At 66.8% G+C, this 13,225-nt stretch carries 12 protein-coding genes; 11 read left to right on the top strand and 1 reads right to left on the bottom strand.

The window, feature by feature from the left end; all coding sequences use genetic code 11:
* Positions 1-22 precede the first annotated feature (22 nt).
* From rimP to truB, 7 genes are all read left to right on the top strand, one after another.
* Positions 23-643: a ribosome maturation factor RimP gene (gene rimP, locus Sa4125_RS23130; RefSeq protein WP_224002151.1), complete on the top strand. Its 621-nt coding sequence runs from the start codon at positions 23-25 to the stop codon at positions 641-643.
* A 102-nt stretch (positions 644-745) separates the two neighbouring features.
* Complete coding sequence (gene nusA, locus Sa4125_RS23135) at positions 746-2,350, top strand: transcription termination factor NusA (RefSeq protein ID WP_224002153.1); 1,605 nt, start codon at positions 746-748, stop codon at positions 2,348-2,350.
* 67 nt (positions 2,351-2,417) lie between these two features.
* Positions 2,418-3,179, top strand: a complete 762-nt coding sequence (locus Sa4125_RS23140; protein ID WP_267461383.1) for an RNA-binding protein — start codon at positions 2,418-2,420, stop codon at positions 3,177-3,179.
* Positions 3,180-6,293 carry a translation initiation factor IF-2 gene (gene infB / locus Sa4125_RS23145; RefSeq protein WP_224002164.1) on the top strand — a complete coding sequence of 1,038 codons (3,114 nt, stop codon included), beginning with the start codon at positions 3,180-3,182 and terminating at the stop codon, positions 6,291-6,293.
* Between the two features lie 374 nt (positions 6,294-6,667).
* The gene (gene rbfA, locus Sa4125_RS23150) at positions 6,668-7,096 is read left to right on the top strand and encodes a 30S ribosome-binding factor RbfA (protein ID WP_224002166.1); all 429 of its coding nucleotides are present in this window, start codon (positions 6,668-6,670) and stop codon (positions 7,094-7,096) included.
* Positions 7,080-7,538, top strand: a complete 459-nt coding sequence (locus Sa4125_RS23155) for a hypothetical protein (RefSeq protein WP_224002168.1) — start codon at positions 7,080-7,082, stop codon at positions 7,536-7,538. The genes rbfA and Sa4125_RS23155 overlap by 17 nt, the downstream gene beginning before the upstream one ends.
* A 1-nt stretch (position 7,539) precedes the next feature.
* Positions 7,540-8,526 (top strand): tRNA pseudouridine(55) synthase TruB, encoded by a 987-nt coding sequence (gene truB, locus Sa4125_RS23160; RefSeq protein ID WP_224002178.1) that lies wholly within the window; start codon positions 7,540-7,542, stop codon positions 8,524-8,526.
* 100 nt (positions 8,527-8,626) lie between these two features.
* Here truB and Sa4125_RS23165 read toward each other — a convergent pair whose 3' ends face one another.
* The gene (locus Sa4125_RS23165; protein WP_224002180.1) at positions 8,627-9,508 is read right to left on the bottom strand and encodes a LysR family transcriptional regulator; all 882 of its coding nucleotides are present in this window, start codon (positions 9,506-9,508) and stop codon (positions 8,627-8,629) included.
* A 91-nt stretch (positions 9,509-9,599) separates the two neighbouring features.
* Between Sa4125_RS23165 and Sa4125_RS23170 the strand changes: the two genes are divergently transcribed.
* The 4 genes from Sa4125_RS23170 (at position 9,600) to Sa4125_RS23185 (ending at position 13,177) form a co-directional block, all read left to right on the top strand.
* Positions 9,600-9,839, top strand: coding sequence for a hypothetical protein (locus tag Sa4125_RS23170; protein WP_224002182.1), 240 nt, complete (start codon positions 9,600-9,602; stop codon positions 9,837-9,839).
* Between the two features lie 186 nt (positions 9,840-10,025).
* Positions 10,026-10,295 carry a 30S ribosomal protein S15 gene (gene rpsO / locus Sa4125_RS23175; RefSeq protein WP_224002184.1) on the top strand — a complete coding sequence of 90 codons (270 nt, stop codon included), beginning with the start codon at positions 10,026-10,028 and terminating at the stop codon, positions 10,293-10,295.
* 316 nt (positions 10,296-10,611) lie between these two features.
* Positions 10,612-12,738: a polyribonucleotide nucleotidyltransferase gene (pnp, locus tag Sa4125_RS23180; protein WP_224002193.1), complete on the top strand. Its 2,127-nt coding sequence runs from the start codon at positions 10,612-10,614 to the stop codon at positions 12,736-12,738.
* A 142-nt stretch (positions 12,739-12,880) separates the two neighbouring features.
* Complete coding sequence (locus Sa4125_RS23185) at positions 12,881-13,177, top strand: putative quinol monooxygenase (RefSeq protein ID WP_224002195.1); 297 nt, start codon at positions 12,881-12,883, stop codon at positions 13,175-13,177.
* Positions 13,178-13,225: the final 48 nt, after the last annotated feature.

Below are 13,225 nucleotides of genomic sequence, written 5' to 3' on the forward strand. Positions count from 1 at the left end.
GGTCCGCAACGCCGGAGAGCGCGTGACGAACGACGACGGGAAGTCCGAAGCTGATGCCGCCGATGCCCGCCTCATTGTCGAGGAGGGGCTCGAGGGAGCGATCGCGGCTATCGTGGAGCCGGTCATCGCGCAGCTCGGCTATCGGCTGGTGCGCGTCCGGATCTCGCAGCTGAACGGCATGACGCTGCAGATCATGGCCGAGCGTGCCGATGGCACGATGGCGGTCGAGGATTGCGAGGCGGTCAGCCGGGCGGTTTCGCCGGTGCTGGATGTCGAGGACCCGATCGAGCAGGAATATCATCTCGAAGTGTCGTCTCCCGGAATCGACCGCCCGCTGGTGCGCCATGCGGACTTTGCCACCTGGACGCATCACCTGATCAAGCTCGAGACCTCGCGCCTGGTTTCCGGGCGCAAGCGGTTTCGTGGTAAGATCGTCGAAGTGCTGCGCGACGCGATCCGCTTCGAGCGTGACCAGGCGCATCCGGAGGAGGAACTCGTCGTCGAGATCGCGCTCGATGCGATCACCGATGCGAGGCTGATCCTGACGGACGAGCTGATCGACGCGGCATTGAAGGCTGACAAGGCGGCCCGCAAGGGGCATGGCGAGAACGACAACGATCCGGCCACCGGGCAGGACCAGTAGACACAGCGGGCGCGCGGCGCCTGTCACGAACGAAAATCGCGGCGGCGCGAACGGGCCTGACCCGCAAGCGCCCGAACGCGGCTTTGGTTGAGGAGAGATTTGATGGCAGTCAGTGCGAACCGGCTCGAGCTTCTGCAGATTGCAGATGCCGTCGCGCGCGAGAAGTCGATCGACCGCGAAATCGTCATCGAGGCGATGGCCGAGGCCATCCAGAAGGCTGCCCGGTCAAAGTATGGCCAGGAGACGAACATCCGCGTCGACATCAACACCAAGACCGGTGAGATGAAGCTGCAGCGGCTCCTGGAAGTGGTGGAGGAGGTCGAGGACCCCAACACCCAGATCTACCTCGACCTGGCCCGCGACAAGAATCCCGACGCAGAGCCCGGCGACTTCATCGCCGAGCAGCTGCCGCCGATGGATTTCGGCCGCATCGCCGCCCAGTCGGCCAAGCAGGTGATCGTCCAGAAGGTTCGCGACGCCGAGCGCGACAAGCAGTTCGAGGAATACAAGGACCGGCTCGGCGAGATCGTCAACGGGACCGTCAAGCGCGTCGAGTATGGCAATGTCATCGTCGATCTCGGCAAGGGCGAGGGCATCATCCGCCGCGACGAGCAGATTCCGCGCGAGCTCTTCCGCTATGGCGACCGCGTCCGCGCCTTTGTCTACGACGTCCGACGCGAGCCGCGCGGGCCGCAGATCTTCCTGTCGCGCACGCATCCGCAGTTCATGGCGAAACTCTTCACCATGGAAGTGCCGGAGATCTACGACGGCATCATCGAGATCAAGTCGGTTGCCCGCGATCCCGGCTCGCGTGCCAAGATCGCCGTGGTGAGCCGCGATTCCTCGGTCGACCCGGTCGGTGCCTGCGTCGGCATGCGCGGCTCTCGCGTCCAGGCCGTCGTCGCCGAATTGCAGGGCGAAAAGATCGACATCATTCCCTGGTCGCCGGACGCCGCTTCCTTCCTCGTCAATGCGCTGCAGCCGGCGGAAGTGTCGAAGGTCGTCCTCGACGAAGATGCCGAGCGTATTGAAGTTGTCGTTCCCGATGACCAATTGTCTCTTGCGATCGGCCGTCGCGGCCAGAACGTCCGCCTTGCTTCGCAGCTGACCGGCTGGGATATCGACATCCTGACCGAGCAGGAAGAGTCGGAGCGTCGGCAGAAGGAATTCGCCGAGCGTTCGGATCTGTTCATGAACGCGCTCAACGTCGACGAGATGGTCGGCCAGTTGCTGGCCTCGGAAGGCTTCACCTCGGTCGAGGAAGTCGCCTTCGTCGGTCGCGACGAAGTGGCGTCGATCGAAGGCTTCGACGACGATACGGCGGAAGAGATCCAGTCGCGGGCGCAGGAATATCTGGAGCGCCGCGAAAGCGAGTTCGACACCAAGCGCAAGGATCTGGGTGTCGAGGACGCGCTGCGCGGAATCGACGGGCTGACGACGCCGATGCTCGTCGCACTTGGCGAGGACGGCATCAAGACGATGGAAGATTTCGCCGGCTGCGCCGCCGACGACCTCATCGGCTGGACCGAGCGCAAGGACGGCGAGACCAAGCGCTTTCCCGGGGCGCTTTCGGCCTTCGAGATCAGCCGCGTGGATGCTGACCGCATGGTCATGCAGGCCCGCGTCAAGGCCGGCTGGGTGACCGAAGAAGAATTGGCCGGACCGGCCGTGGACGAAGAAGAGGGTGTCGAAGCGGTTGCGGGCTGAGGAGGACGGAGAGAACCTCTTGGTGTCCGGTGACGAATCGGCGAACGAGACCGGCTCCGGCTCTGAAGTGCCGGAAGCCGGTGACGGGCTGGAGGGCGAGGTGAACACGCGCATGTGCATCGTGTCGCGCCGGACCTTCGAGCCCGAGGAACTGATCCGCTTCGTCGCGGCGCCCGACGGCTCCGTCGTTGCGGATTTCCGTCGGCGACTGCCGGGCCGAGGCGCACATGTCGAGGCCAACCGCGCGGCGGTGGATCTCGCCGTCAAGCGCAAGCTCTTCGGGCGGGCGCTGAAGAAAGACGTCAAGGCGGCCGAGACCCTGGGGGCCGAGGTCGATGAATTGCTCCGGCGCGGCGCGCTCGGCTTTTTCGGGCTCGCCCGCAAAGCCGGCGAGTTCGTCACCGGCGCGGCCAAGGTGGATATCGCCATCCGCACGGGCCGCGCGATCGCCGTCGTGCATGCGACGGATGCGGCGGCCGACGGCATCCGCAAACTGGACAATGCCCGCACCGCCGCCGTGGCGTTGGGGGACGCCGATCCCATCCCGGTTTTTCGTCCGTTTACCTCGGATGAAATGGGTTTGGCCTTCGGCGGCGAGAATGTGATACATGCTGCCGTCCTTGCCGGCGATGCGGGCGCAGCCCTTCTGAAGCGTTTGGAAGCGCTGTCGACATATCGGGGTCCCCGGACCCAAGCGAACTCCCCGGAGGCGGATGCGCCGACAGGCGGGGAGGACGCCACGAAGAAGAATTCGGATCATCCGCAGGCGGATGGTCCCGGCATGGATGGTGGGTGTGGGGTCGAACCTGCACAGGAAGCGGAAGTCTAGATGAGCGACACGAAATCCGGCGACGACAAGACGCTGAGCGTGAACACGAAGAAGACCCTGACGCTGAAGCGCCCGGGTGTCGAGCAGTCGACGGTCCGCCAGAGCTTCTCGCATGGCCGGACGAACAACGTCGTCGTGGAAACGAAGAAGCGCCGTATCGTCGGCCCGCAGGATGCCAAGGACGGGCCGACCCCGCCGTTGTCGGCCGACCGCGCCGCGGCGCTGGCCGCCTCGCTGCAGGCGGCTGCCCAGGCGCCCGTCGCCGAGGCGCCGAAGCCGGCTGCGCCGATCTCTGAGGCCGTCGTGCCGCCGACACCGGCATCGACCGCGCCGGTCGCGGCCGAGCCCGCCGCTGCATCGCCGGCGCCCGAGCCAGTTGCCAAGGTCGTCGAGCCGAAGGCCGAGGCGGCGCCCCTCGCCGCCACGGTCGAGGCACCCGTCGCCGAGACGCCCGCAGCACAAGCGCCGGCTCCGGCCGTCGTGGAGGCGAAGGCGCCCGCTGCGAGCCCGCCTGCTGCGCAGTCCGCGCCGGCTGCTGCCGTTTCGCCAGCCCCGGCAAAGCCGGCAGCGCCGTCGTCTTCCGCGCCGGCTCGTCCGGCAACGGGTTACCAGGGTGCGGGCCGCACCGGCGCGCCGCAGCCTTCGGGTCGCACGGGCCAGTCGCAGGGGCCGAACGCCAATCGGTCCGGTCCGTCCGCCCAACCCGTGCGCCCCGCGGCGCCGACGCCGCGGCCGGCGGCCGCCACGCCGGGCCGTCAGCCGCGCGGTGCCGTCCTCAACGACCTGTCGTCGCGCGAGATGGACGCCCGCCGCCGGGCGCTCGAACTCGCCAAGCAGCGCGAAGCGGAAGAGCGTCGCCTCTTCCTTGCCGATGAGGCGCGCCGCGTTGCCGACGACGAGCGTCGCCGCGCCGAGCGCGAGGAGAGCGAGCGTCGCCAGGCCGAGGAGGCCGCGCGTCTCGAAGCCGAGCAGGCCGCCCGCCGCAAGGCCGAGGAGGAGGCCTCGCGCCGTCCTGCCAATATCGCCCAGCCGCCGGTCAGCAATGTCCCCGGCGAGGATCCGCTGGTCCGTCCGGCGCGCGGCGAAGTCGTCAAGGGCACGCGCCGTGCCGATGGCGAACTCGAGGAAGTCGCCGGCCGTTCGCGCGGCGGCCCTGCCGGCGCACGCCGCTCGGTCAAGGTCGAGGTCGCCAAGCCGACCCGTGCCCGCACCGAGGAAGATCGCCGCAAGGGCAAGCTGACGCTCGACAAGGCGTTGACGTCGGAAGAGGGCGCCCGTGGCCGGTCGCTGTCGTCGATGCGTCGCCGCCAGGACAAGCTGAAGCGCTCGCAAATGAATCAACAGCGTGAGAAGATCGCGCGTGAGGTCACCATCCCAGAAACGATTACCATCCAGGAACTCGCCAACCGCATGTCGGAGCGGGCCGTCGACGTCATCAAGTTCCTGATGGCGCAGGGCCAGATGATGAAGCCGGGCGACGTCATCGACGCCGATCTGGCCGAGCTCATCGCGTCGGAATTCGGCCATACACCGAAGCGCGTCGCCGCCTCCGACATCGAGGAAGGCATCTTCAACGTCGCCGACAATGTCGAGAACCTCGTGTCGCGGCCGCCGGTCGTCACCATCATGGGCCATGTCGACCACGGCAAGACCTCGCTGCTCGACGCGATCCGCCACACCAAGGTCGTCACCGGCGAGGCCGGCGGCATCACCCAGCACATCGGTGCCTATCAGGTGGTCCACGAGGGCTACCCGATCACCTTCATCGACACGCCGGGCCATGCCGCCTTCACCGCCATGCGGGCCCGCGGCGCGCAGGCGACCGACATCGCGATTCTCGTGGTCGCGGCCGACGACAGCGTGATGCCGCAGACGATCGAATCGATCAAGCATGCCAAGGCGGCGGGCGTTCCGATCATCGTGGCGATCAACAAGATCGACAAGCCGGCGGCCGATGCCCAGAAGGTGCGCACGCAGCTTCTGCAGCACGAGGTCTTCGTCGAATCCATGGGCGGCGAGGTGCTCGACGTCGAGGTTTCGGCCACGACGGGGCTCGGGCTCGACAAGCTCCTGGAGGCCATCCAGCTCCAGGCCGAACTCCTCGAACTCCAGGCCGATCCGAACCGCACCGCCGAGGGCGTCGTCATCGAGGCACAGCTCGACAAGGGTCGCGGCCCGGTCGCGACCGTGCTCGTCCAGTCCGGCACGCTTGCCATCGGCGACATCGTCGTGGCCGGCGACATGTGGGGCAAGGTCCGCGCCATCGTCAACGACAAGGGCGCGCAGCTGAAGAAGGCCGAGCCGTCGATGCCGATCGAGGTGCTCGGCATGCAGGGCACCCCGCAGGCCGGCGATCGCTTCGCCGTCGTCAACGACGAGGCCCGCGCCCGCGAGATCTCGGAATACCGTCAGCGCCTGACGCGCGAGAAGCAGGTGGCGAAGTCCGCCGGCCAGCGCGGCTCGCTCGAGCAGATGATGTCGCAGTTGCAGGATACGGGGCTCAAGGAGTTCCCGCTCCTGATCAAGGGCGACGTGCAGGGTTCGGTCGAGGCGATCATCTCCGCCCTCGACAAGCTCGGCACCGACGAGGTCAGGGCGCGGATCATCCATTCGGGTGCCGGCGCGATCACCGAGTCGGACATCACGCTGGCCTCCTCGTCCAACGCCGCGATCATCGGCTTCAACGTCCGGGCCAATGCCCAGGCGCGGACGGCCTCGGAGCGCGAGGGCATCGAGATCCGCTACTACAACATCATCTACGACCTCGTGGACGATGTGAAACAGGCGATGTCGGGCCTCCTGTCGCCGGAGCGTCGCGAGACCTTCCTCGGCAACGCGCAGATCCTCGAGGTCTTCCACATCACCAAGGTCGGCAAGGTCGCCGGCTGCCGGATCACCGAAGGCAAGGTCGAGCGCGGTGCGGGCGTGCGCCTCATCCGCGACGGCGTCGTCATCCACGAGGGCAAGCTGTCGACGCTCAAGCGCTTCAAGGACGAAGTGTCGGAAGTGCCGTCGGGCCAGGAATGCGGCATGGCCTTCGAGAAATATGAGGACATGCGCCAGGGCGACGTCATCGAGTGCTTCCGCGTCGAGCATTTCGCCCGCACGCTCTAGGCGACCTTCGACGTTGCAGTCAGGCGGCCCGGATCAACCATCCGGGCCGTTGCCTATTTGGAAAAAGGCCGGATCGGCAGATCCTCGGGGCGCCGCCGCCCGGTGACATCGGCTTGCCGCTCGATCGTGGTACACTTCCGATGCGCATGGCTTCGAGCGGAGCCACAGCGCTGCATGACAGCGCCCGCGCGAAACGGGGATGACCTGCCCGCGAGATGCGAGGGCAGGCTGTCCGCCAGATCGCATGGAACCGGTCGACAGGCGCGGCGGGACTGCCGGAAACGGCAGTGCAGGCTTTTCGTCTCCGCCGCAGGCCCCACGTCTCGGCAGACGGGACACAACAGAAAAGACGAACACCATGGGACGCAGCCAGAATGGCCGGTAGGAAAGATGCCGGCCCGACAAACCGCCAGCTCGGCATCGGCGAGAAGGTCCGTCACGCCGTGACGGAGGTGCTGGCGCGCGAGTCGTTCAACGACCCGCTGCTCGACCGCGCGGTGATCTCGGTCACCGAGGTGCGCATGGCGACCGACCTGAAGCTGGCGACGGCCTATATCACCGTTCTCGGCCAGGCCGACGTCGAGCCCTATGTCGAGGCACTGAACCGCCACTCGAAGTTTGTCCGCGGCCGGATCACACCGGCGTTGCGGACGATGAAGTACATGCCGGATATCCGGTTCAAGACCGATACGTCCTTCGACAACTACGCCCGCATCGACGCGCTGCTGCGCTCGCCGGAAGTCGCCAGGGACCTTGCTGCAGAGACACGAGAAAAGGACGACGACCATGATTTGGACAGATGAGAAACTGGGCGCGAAATCCCCCGGCGAACGCTACCAGCTGTACGTGAATGCCCGCTCCATGGACTCCGACGACGCCCGCGCGCTCGTCACCATGATCGAGGAATCGGGCCTGCCCTATTCGCTCGACCGCTCGCTGCGCACGCCTGATCCGATCTCGACCAAGGTCGCCGAGATCGCCTATTCCGCCGAAGCCACGAAGGCGATGGAAGAGGCGATCCGCAACGAGCTGCCGCCGATGGCCGCTCTCGATCCGATGCTGATCCAGGCGCTCGGCGACGATTACGGCCCGCACAATTCCTCCACCACCTTTGCCGGCCGGATCTCGGCCGAGCGCATGATGCAGCGCGGCTATCAGAAGGTCGGGCGCAAGCAGAAGCTGCCCGCCGATTGCCGCGCCAAGACCGCGGAAGTCATGGTGAAGCGCTCGGAGGCGACCGAGTAGCATGACACCACGACGCGGCAAGAAGCCGAAGGGCCGGCCGGTTTCCGGCTGGGTGATCTTCGACAAGCCGAGAGGCATGGGATCGACCGAGGCGGTCTCGAAGATCAAATGGCTGTACTTCGCCCAGAAGGCGGGTCACGCGGGAACGCTGGACCCGCTGGCCTCCGGCATGCTGCCGATCGCGCTCGGCGATGCGACGAAGACCGTTCCCTACGTGATGGATGGCCGCAAGGTCTATCAGTTCACGGTGAAATGGGGCGTCGAGACGACCACCGACGACACCGAGGGCACGGCCGTGAACGTTTCCGACGCAAGGCCCAGCCGGGCCGACGTCGACGCGATCATGGCACGCTATACCGGCGAGATCAGTCAGGTGCCGCCGCAGTTTTCGGCGATCAAGATCGACGGCAACCGGGCCTATGACTTGGCCCGCGAGGGCGAGGTGTTCGAGATCGCCGCCCGCACCGTCACGGTCCACAGTCTCGATCTCGTCGAGATGGCCGAGGACACGACGGTCTTCGAGGCCGAATGCGGCAAGGGCACCTATGTCCGCTCGATCGCCCGCGACATGGGACGCGATCTCGGCTGCTTCGGCCACATCGTCGATCTCCGGCGCATCGTCGTCGGCTCCTTCGACGAAGAGGACATGGTGACGCTCGCCGATCTCGAAATGGCGGCCGACGAAGGCCGCGAGACGCTGACAGAGGAAGAGGTCGAGGCCGGTGCCAAGCCGCGCGTCGTCGATTTCTCCGGCCTCGACGAATATGTTCTCGATCCCGCGCTCGCCCTCGGCGATCTCTACGAGGTGCCGCTCACCGACGAGCAGGCGGGCAGGGTGCGCTCCGGCAATCCCGTGCTGCTGCGCGGCCGCGACGCACCCGCCTCCTGCGAGGAAGCCTACGCCACCGGCGGCGGTCGCCTCGTGGCGCTCGGCGCCGTCGAGGAGGGCGAGTTTCGGCCGAAGCGGGTGTTCGGCGGCCGGGGCTGATCGCAAGGCGGCCGTTGAAGCCGGCTGACTTCGCGGCATCAGCGGTATAGGCGGGTGTCAGCCAAGCTTGGCAACCGCCCGAGCGGGCGACCAGGGTTGGTCACTCGAAGGTGCGTTGCGCGAAGGCTCCGCGAATGGCCTCGGCCATGCCGTCGACGACCGCTCCGGTAGCCATGGAGTTGCGCAACAATCCGACCGATGAGCTGTCGACGATGCCGAAACCGTCGCCTTCGGTCAGCTCGCGGCACTTCGGCGGAATCTGGCTGCGACAGAGCGGCGCAATGGCAAGGCCCGACGTGACCGCAGCCTGCAGGGGGCTGCATGTGTCGGCGGTATAGGCCGCGCGAAACCGGATGCCGGCGCGGTCGAGCGAGTTGAGCGCGACCGCCCGGCACCAGCCCTGCGTCGCGTTCAGCGCCACCGGCACCGGGTCCTGTTCGTGAACACAGTGGACGGTGGAGGTGACCCAGACGGTCGGGTCAGTGGCGAGCCATTCCGCAGATCCTGTGCCGGCTTCTTCGAAGACCACGGCCAGTTCGAGCCCCTCCGCCGCGACGGCCTGGCGGTTGGCGGCCGAACTGGCATAGCTGACCGTCACTTCGACCAGCGGATGGCGCTTGGCGAAGGCGCCGAGCGCCTGCGGCAGGATGGTGTGGCTGTACTCTTCCGGCATGCCGATCCGCACCGGCCCGTTGAGCGGGCGGCTGCGCATGGCCGCGGACGTCTCGTCGAGAAGGGCGATGATGCGCCGGGCGTTGGGCAGCAGATATTCCGCCGCCGCCGTGCCGACCACGCCGCGCGGTCCGCGGGTGAAGAGCGGCGCTCCGACAAGTCCCTCGAGGCGTTTGACCTGCAGGCTGACGGCTGACTGCGTTCGACCGACGGCCTCGCCCGCCTTGGTGAAATTTCCCGCATCGTTGATGGCGAGGAAGGTGCGCAGAAGTTCGCTGTCCAGCGTCACGGCATGTCTCGCGATCGGCATGAGGAATTCTCATAGAAAATGGCGGAATAACTCGTTTGTCAAATGTTGGCTTCGGATCGAAGAAAGGGCGGTGCTCACAGGAGATGCCGAGATGTCCGAAATCCCCCCGAAGCGCCGCCTGGGCTGGTCGAAAAGCCTGTGGATCGCCATCGGCCGGCGATGGGCGACCAGACGGATGGAACGCGCGCGGCGAGCCGCCTTCGCGCAGTTGCTGGCGCGGCGGGACGACCGGATGCTGCGCGATATCGGAATCGATCGCTGCGGCGTGGAGCGACTTTCCTGCGGCTGTTGGACGGGAGACCGGCGGGAGGGCGATCCGTGGTGGGAGTGAAGGGTGCCTGCCGATTGTGAGGGGATCGGTCCCTTCCGGCACCAGACTGGCATTCCCCGCAAAATTGGACTATACCCCGCCCAGCGCCGACGGGCTTTTGGCCCTGTCCACGCGCTTCCATGGCCCAGGCTGGACGACATCCCTGCCTCGGGCGACCCAGAACCCATCATCAGAAAGGGCTAGACGATGTCGATCACGCCTGAGCGTAAAGCTGAAGTCATCAAGGAATTCGCGACCAAGGAAGGCGACAGCGGCTCGCCGGAAGTCCAGGTCGCGCTGCTCTCCGAGCGCATCAACAACCTGACCGACCATTTCAAGTCGCACAAGAAGGACAACCACTCGCGTCGTGGCCTTCTGCGCATGGTCGCCACCCGCCGCAGCCTGCTCGATTACCTGAAGCGCGTGGAAGAGCCGCGCTACACCGCGCTCGTCGCGCGCCTCGGCCTGCGCCGCTAGTATCCACTGCCCGGCGGGCGTCCCGAGGACGATCCCGCCGGTTCTCTATCAGGAGCTTCGCCTTTTCGGGCGAGGCCCTGCCCCGTCCGGCGGCCGAAAGGCGGCCGGGATGAACCGAAACGGTCATGGGGCAGGATTGCCGGAGGCTTCCCGGCATGGTCCGCGACGGCAAAGCCGTTCGGGCGCGATCGTGCCGAGAGGGACAGCCCTTTCCCGAAGCCTCCCGTCGTCTTGCCCATGACACGCTTCTGACAAGCGAATGCGACCGCGCAAGGCCCTCCGGCCGGCCGCGGCGCCCACCAAAGGCACACATCCAATGTTCAATACGCACAAAGTCGAGATCGAGTGGGCGGGCCGTACCCTCACTCTGGAAACCGGCAAGATCGCCCGCCAGGCCGACGGCGCGGTGCTCGCCACCTACGGCGAGACCGTCGTTCTGGCCACTGTCGTGTCCGAGAAGAAGCCCAAGGTCGGCTTCGACTTCTTCCCGCTGACCGTCAACTACCAGGAAAAGACCTTTGCCGCCGGCAAGATCCCGGGCGGCTTCTTCAAGCGCGAGGGCCGTCCGTCCGAGAAGGAGACGCTGACCTCGCGCCTCATCGACCGGCCGATCCGTCCGCTGTTCGCCGCCGGCTACAAGAACGACACCCAGGTCGTCCTCACCGTCCTGCAGCATGACCTCGAGAACGATCCCGACATGGTCGCGCTCGTCGCCGCCTCGGCCGCGCTGACGCTGTCGGGCGTGCCCTTCATGGGCCCGATCGGCGGCGCCCGCGTCGGCTACATCAACGGCGAGTTCAAGCTGAACCCGCATGTCGACGAAATGCCGGAGTCCGAGCTCGACCTCGTCGTCGCCGGCACGCACGACGCCGTCCTCATGGTGGAATCGGAAGCCCATGAGCTGTCCGAGGACATCATGCTCGGCGCCGTCATGTTCGGCCACCGTGGCCTGCAGCCGGTGATCGACGCGATCATCCAGCTGGCCGAGCACGCCGCCAAGGAGCCGCGCGAGCACGTCACCGCCGACAATTCCGGCCTCGAGAAGGACATGCTCGCCCTCGTCGAAGGCGAGCTGCGCGATGCGTACAAGAACACCGACAAGATGGCCCGCTACGCCGCCGTCGACGCGGTGAAGGCGAAGGTGATGGCGCATTTCCTGCCCGAGGGCCAGGATCCGAAGGCGCCGAAGGAAGTCGTCGGCGCGGTGTTCAAGGACCTGCAGGCGAAGATCGTCCGCTGGAACATCCTCGACACCGGCAGCCGCATCGACGGCCGTGATCTCTCGACGGTCCGCCAGATCGTCGCCGAGGCCGGCATCCTGCCGCGCACCCACGGCTCGGCGCTGTTCACCCGCGGCGAGACCCAGGCGCTCGTCGTCGCCACGCTCGGCACCGGCGAGGACGAGCAGTTCGTCGACGCCCTGACCGGGACCTACAAGGAGAGCTTCCTCCTCCACTACAACTTTCCTCCCTATTCGGTCGGCGAGACCGGCCGCATGGGTTCGCCCGGCCGCCGCGAAATCGGCCATGGCAAGCTCGCCTGGCGCGCCATTCGCCCGATGCTGCCCGGCAAGGAAGCCTTCCCCTACACGATCCGCGCCGTCTCCGAGGTGACCGAGTCCAACGGCTCGTCCTCGATGGCGACCGTCTGCGGCACGTCGCTGGCGCTGATGGACGCGGGCGTGCCGCTCGGCCGTCCGGTCGCGGGCATCGCCATGGGCCTGATCAAGGAAGACGAGCGCTTCGCCGTCCTCTCGGACATCCTCGGTGACGAGGATCATCTCGGCGACATGGACTTCAAGGTCGCCGGTACCTCCGAAGGCATCACCTCGCTGCAGATGGACATCAAGATCCAGGGCATCACCGAGGAGATCATGAAGGTCGCCCTCAACCAGGCCAAGGGCGGTCGCCTGACCATCCTCGACGAGATGGCCAAGGCCCTGTCGACCAACCGCGCCGAGCTCGGCGAGTTCGCGCCGCGCATCGAGGTGATGATGGTGCCGACCGACAAGATCCGCGACGTCATCGGCTCGGGCGGCAAGGTCATCCGCGAGATCGTCGAGAAGACGGGCGCCAAGATCAACATCGAGGACGACGGCACCGTCAAGATCGCCTCGTCCTCGGCCAAGGAGATCGAAGCGGCGCGGAAGTGGATCCACTCCATCGTCGCCGAGCCGGAAGTCGGCGTGATCTACGAGGGCACGGTGGTGAAGACCGTCGAGTTCGGCGCCTTCGTCAACTTCTTCGGCTCGCGCGACGGTCTCGTGCACATCTCGCAGCTGGGCGCCGAGCGCGTCTCCAAGACGACCGACGTCGTCAAGGAAGGCCAGAAGGTCTGGGTCAAGCTGATGGGCTTCGACGAGCGCGGCAAGGTCCGCCTGTCGATGAAGGTCGTCGACCAGGCCACCGGCGAAGAGATCAAGGGCGGCGAAGAGGCCGCGTAAGCGTCCTTTCTCCCGCATGTTCGATCGAGGCGCGCTCCGCAAGGGGCGCGCCTTTTTTCATGCGCCCGCTGGACGCGGGGCCCCCGGGCACGGCATGAAGGGCACGCGCTGCGGAAGCTTCGGGCGCAAGGGGAGGAACACATTGATTTACTTGATCGCGACACTGAAGATCCGGCCCGGCTCGCAGGCGGCCGTCGTCGCCGCGGCGACGCCATGCATTCACGCCACCCGGCTGGAACCGGGATGCCTGCGCTACGATCTTCTCGCCAGCGTGCTGGACCCGGAGACCCTCGTCTTCGTCGAGCAATGGGAGACGCGCGAAGCGCTGGCGAAGCACTTCACCATGCCGCATCTGCTCGCCTGGCGCGAAGGCCTTGCCCCACACAAGCTGGAGGGGCGGATCGAGGTCGTCCATCCCGAGCGCGTGGAGCAGCTCTGAAGCCCCTGGGGAGCGATATCGATGGCGGCGGCCGTCCGGCGGTGAGCG

Origin of the sequence: Aureimonas sp. SA4125, assembly GCF_019973775.1 — a bacterium.
Lineage (GTDB): Bacteria > Pseudomonadota > Alphaproteobacteria > Rhizobiales > Rhizobiaceae > Plantimonas.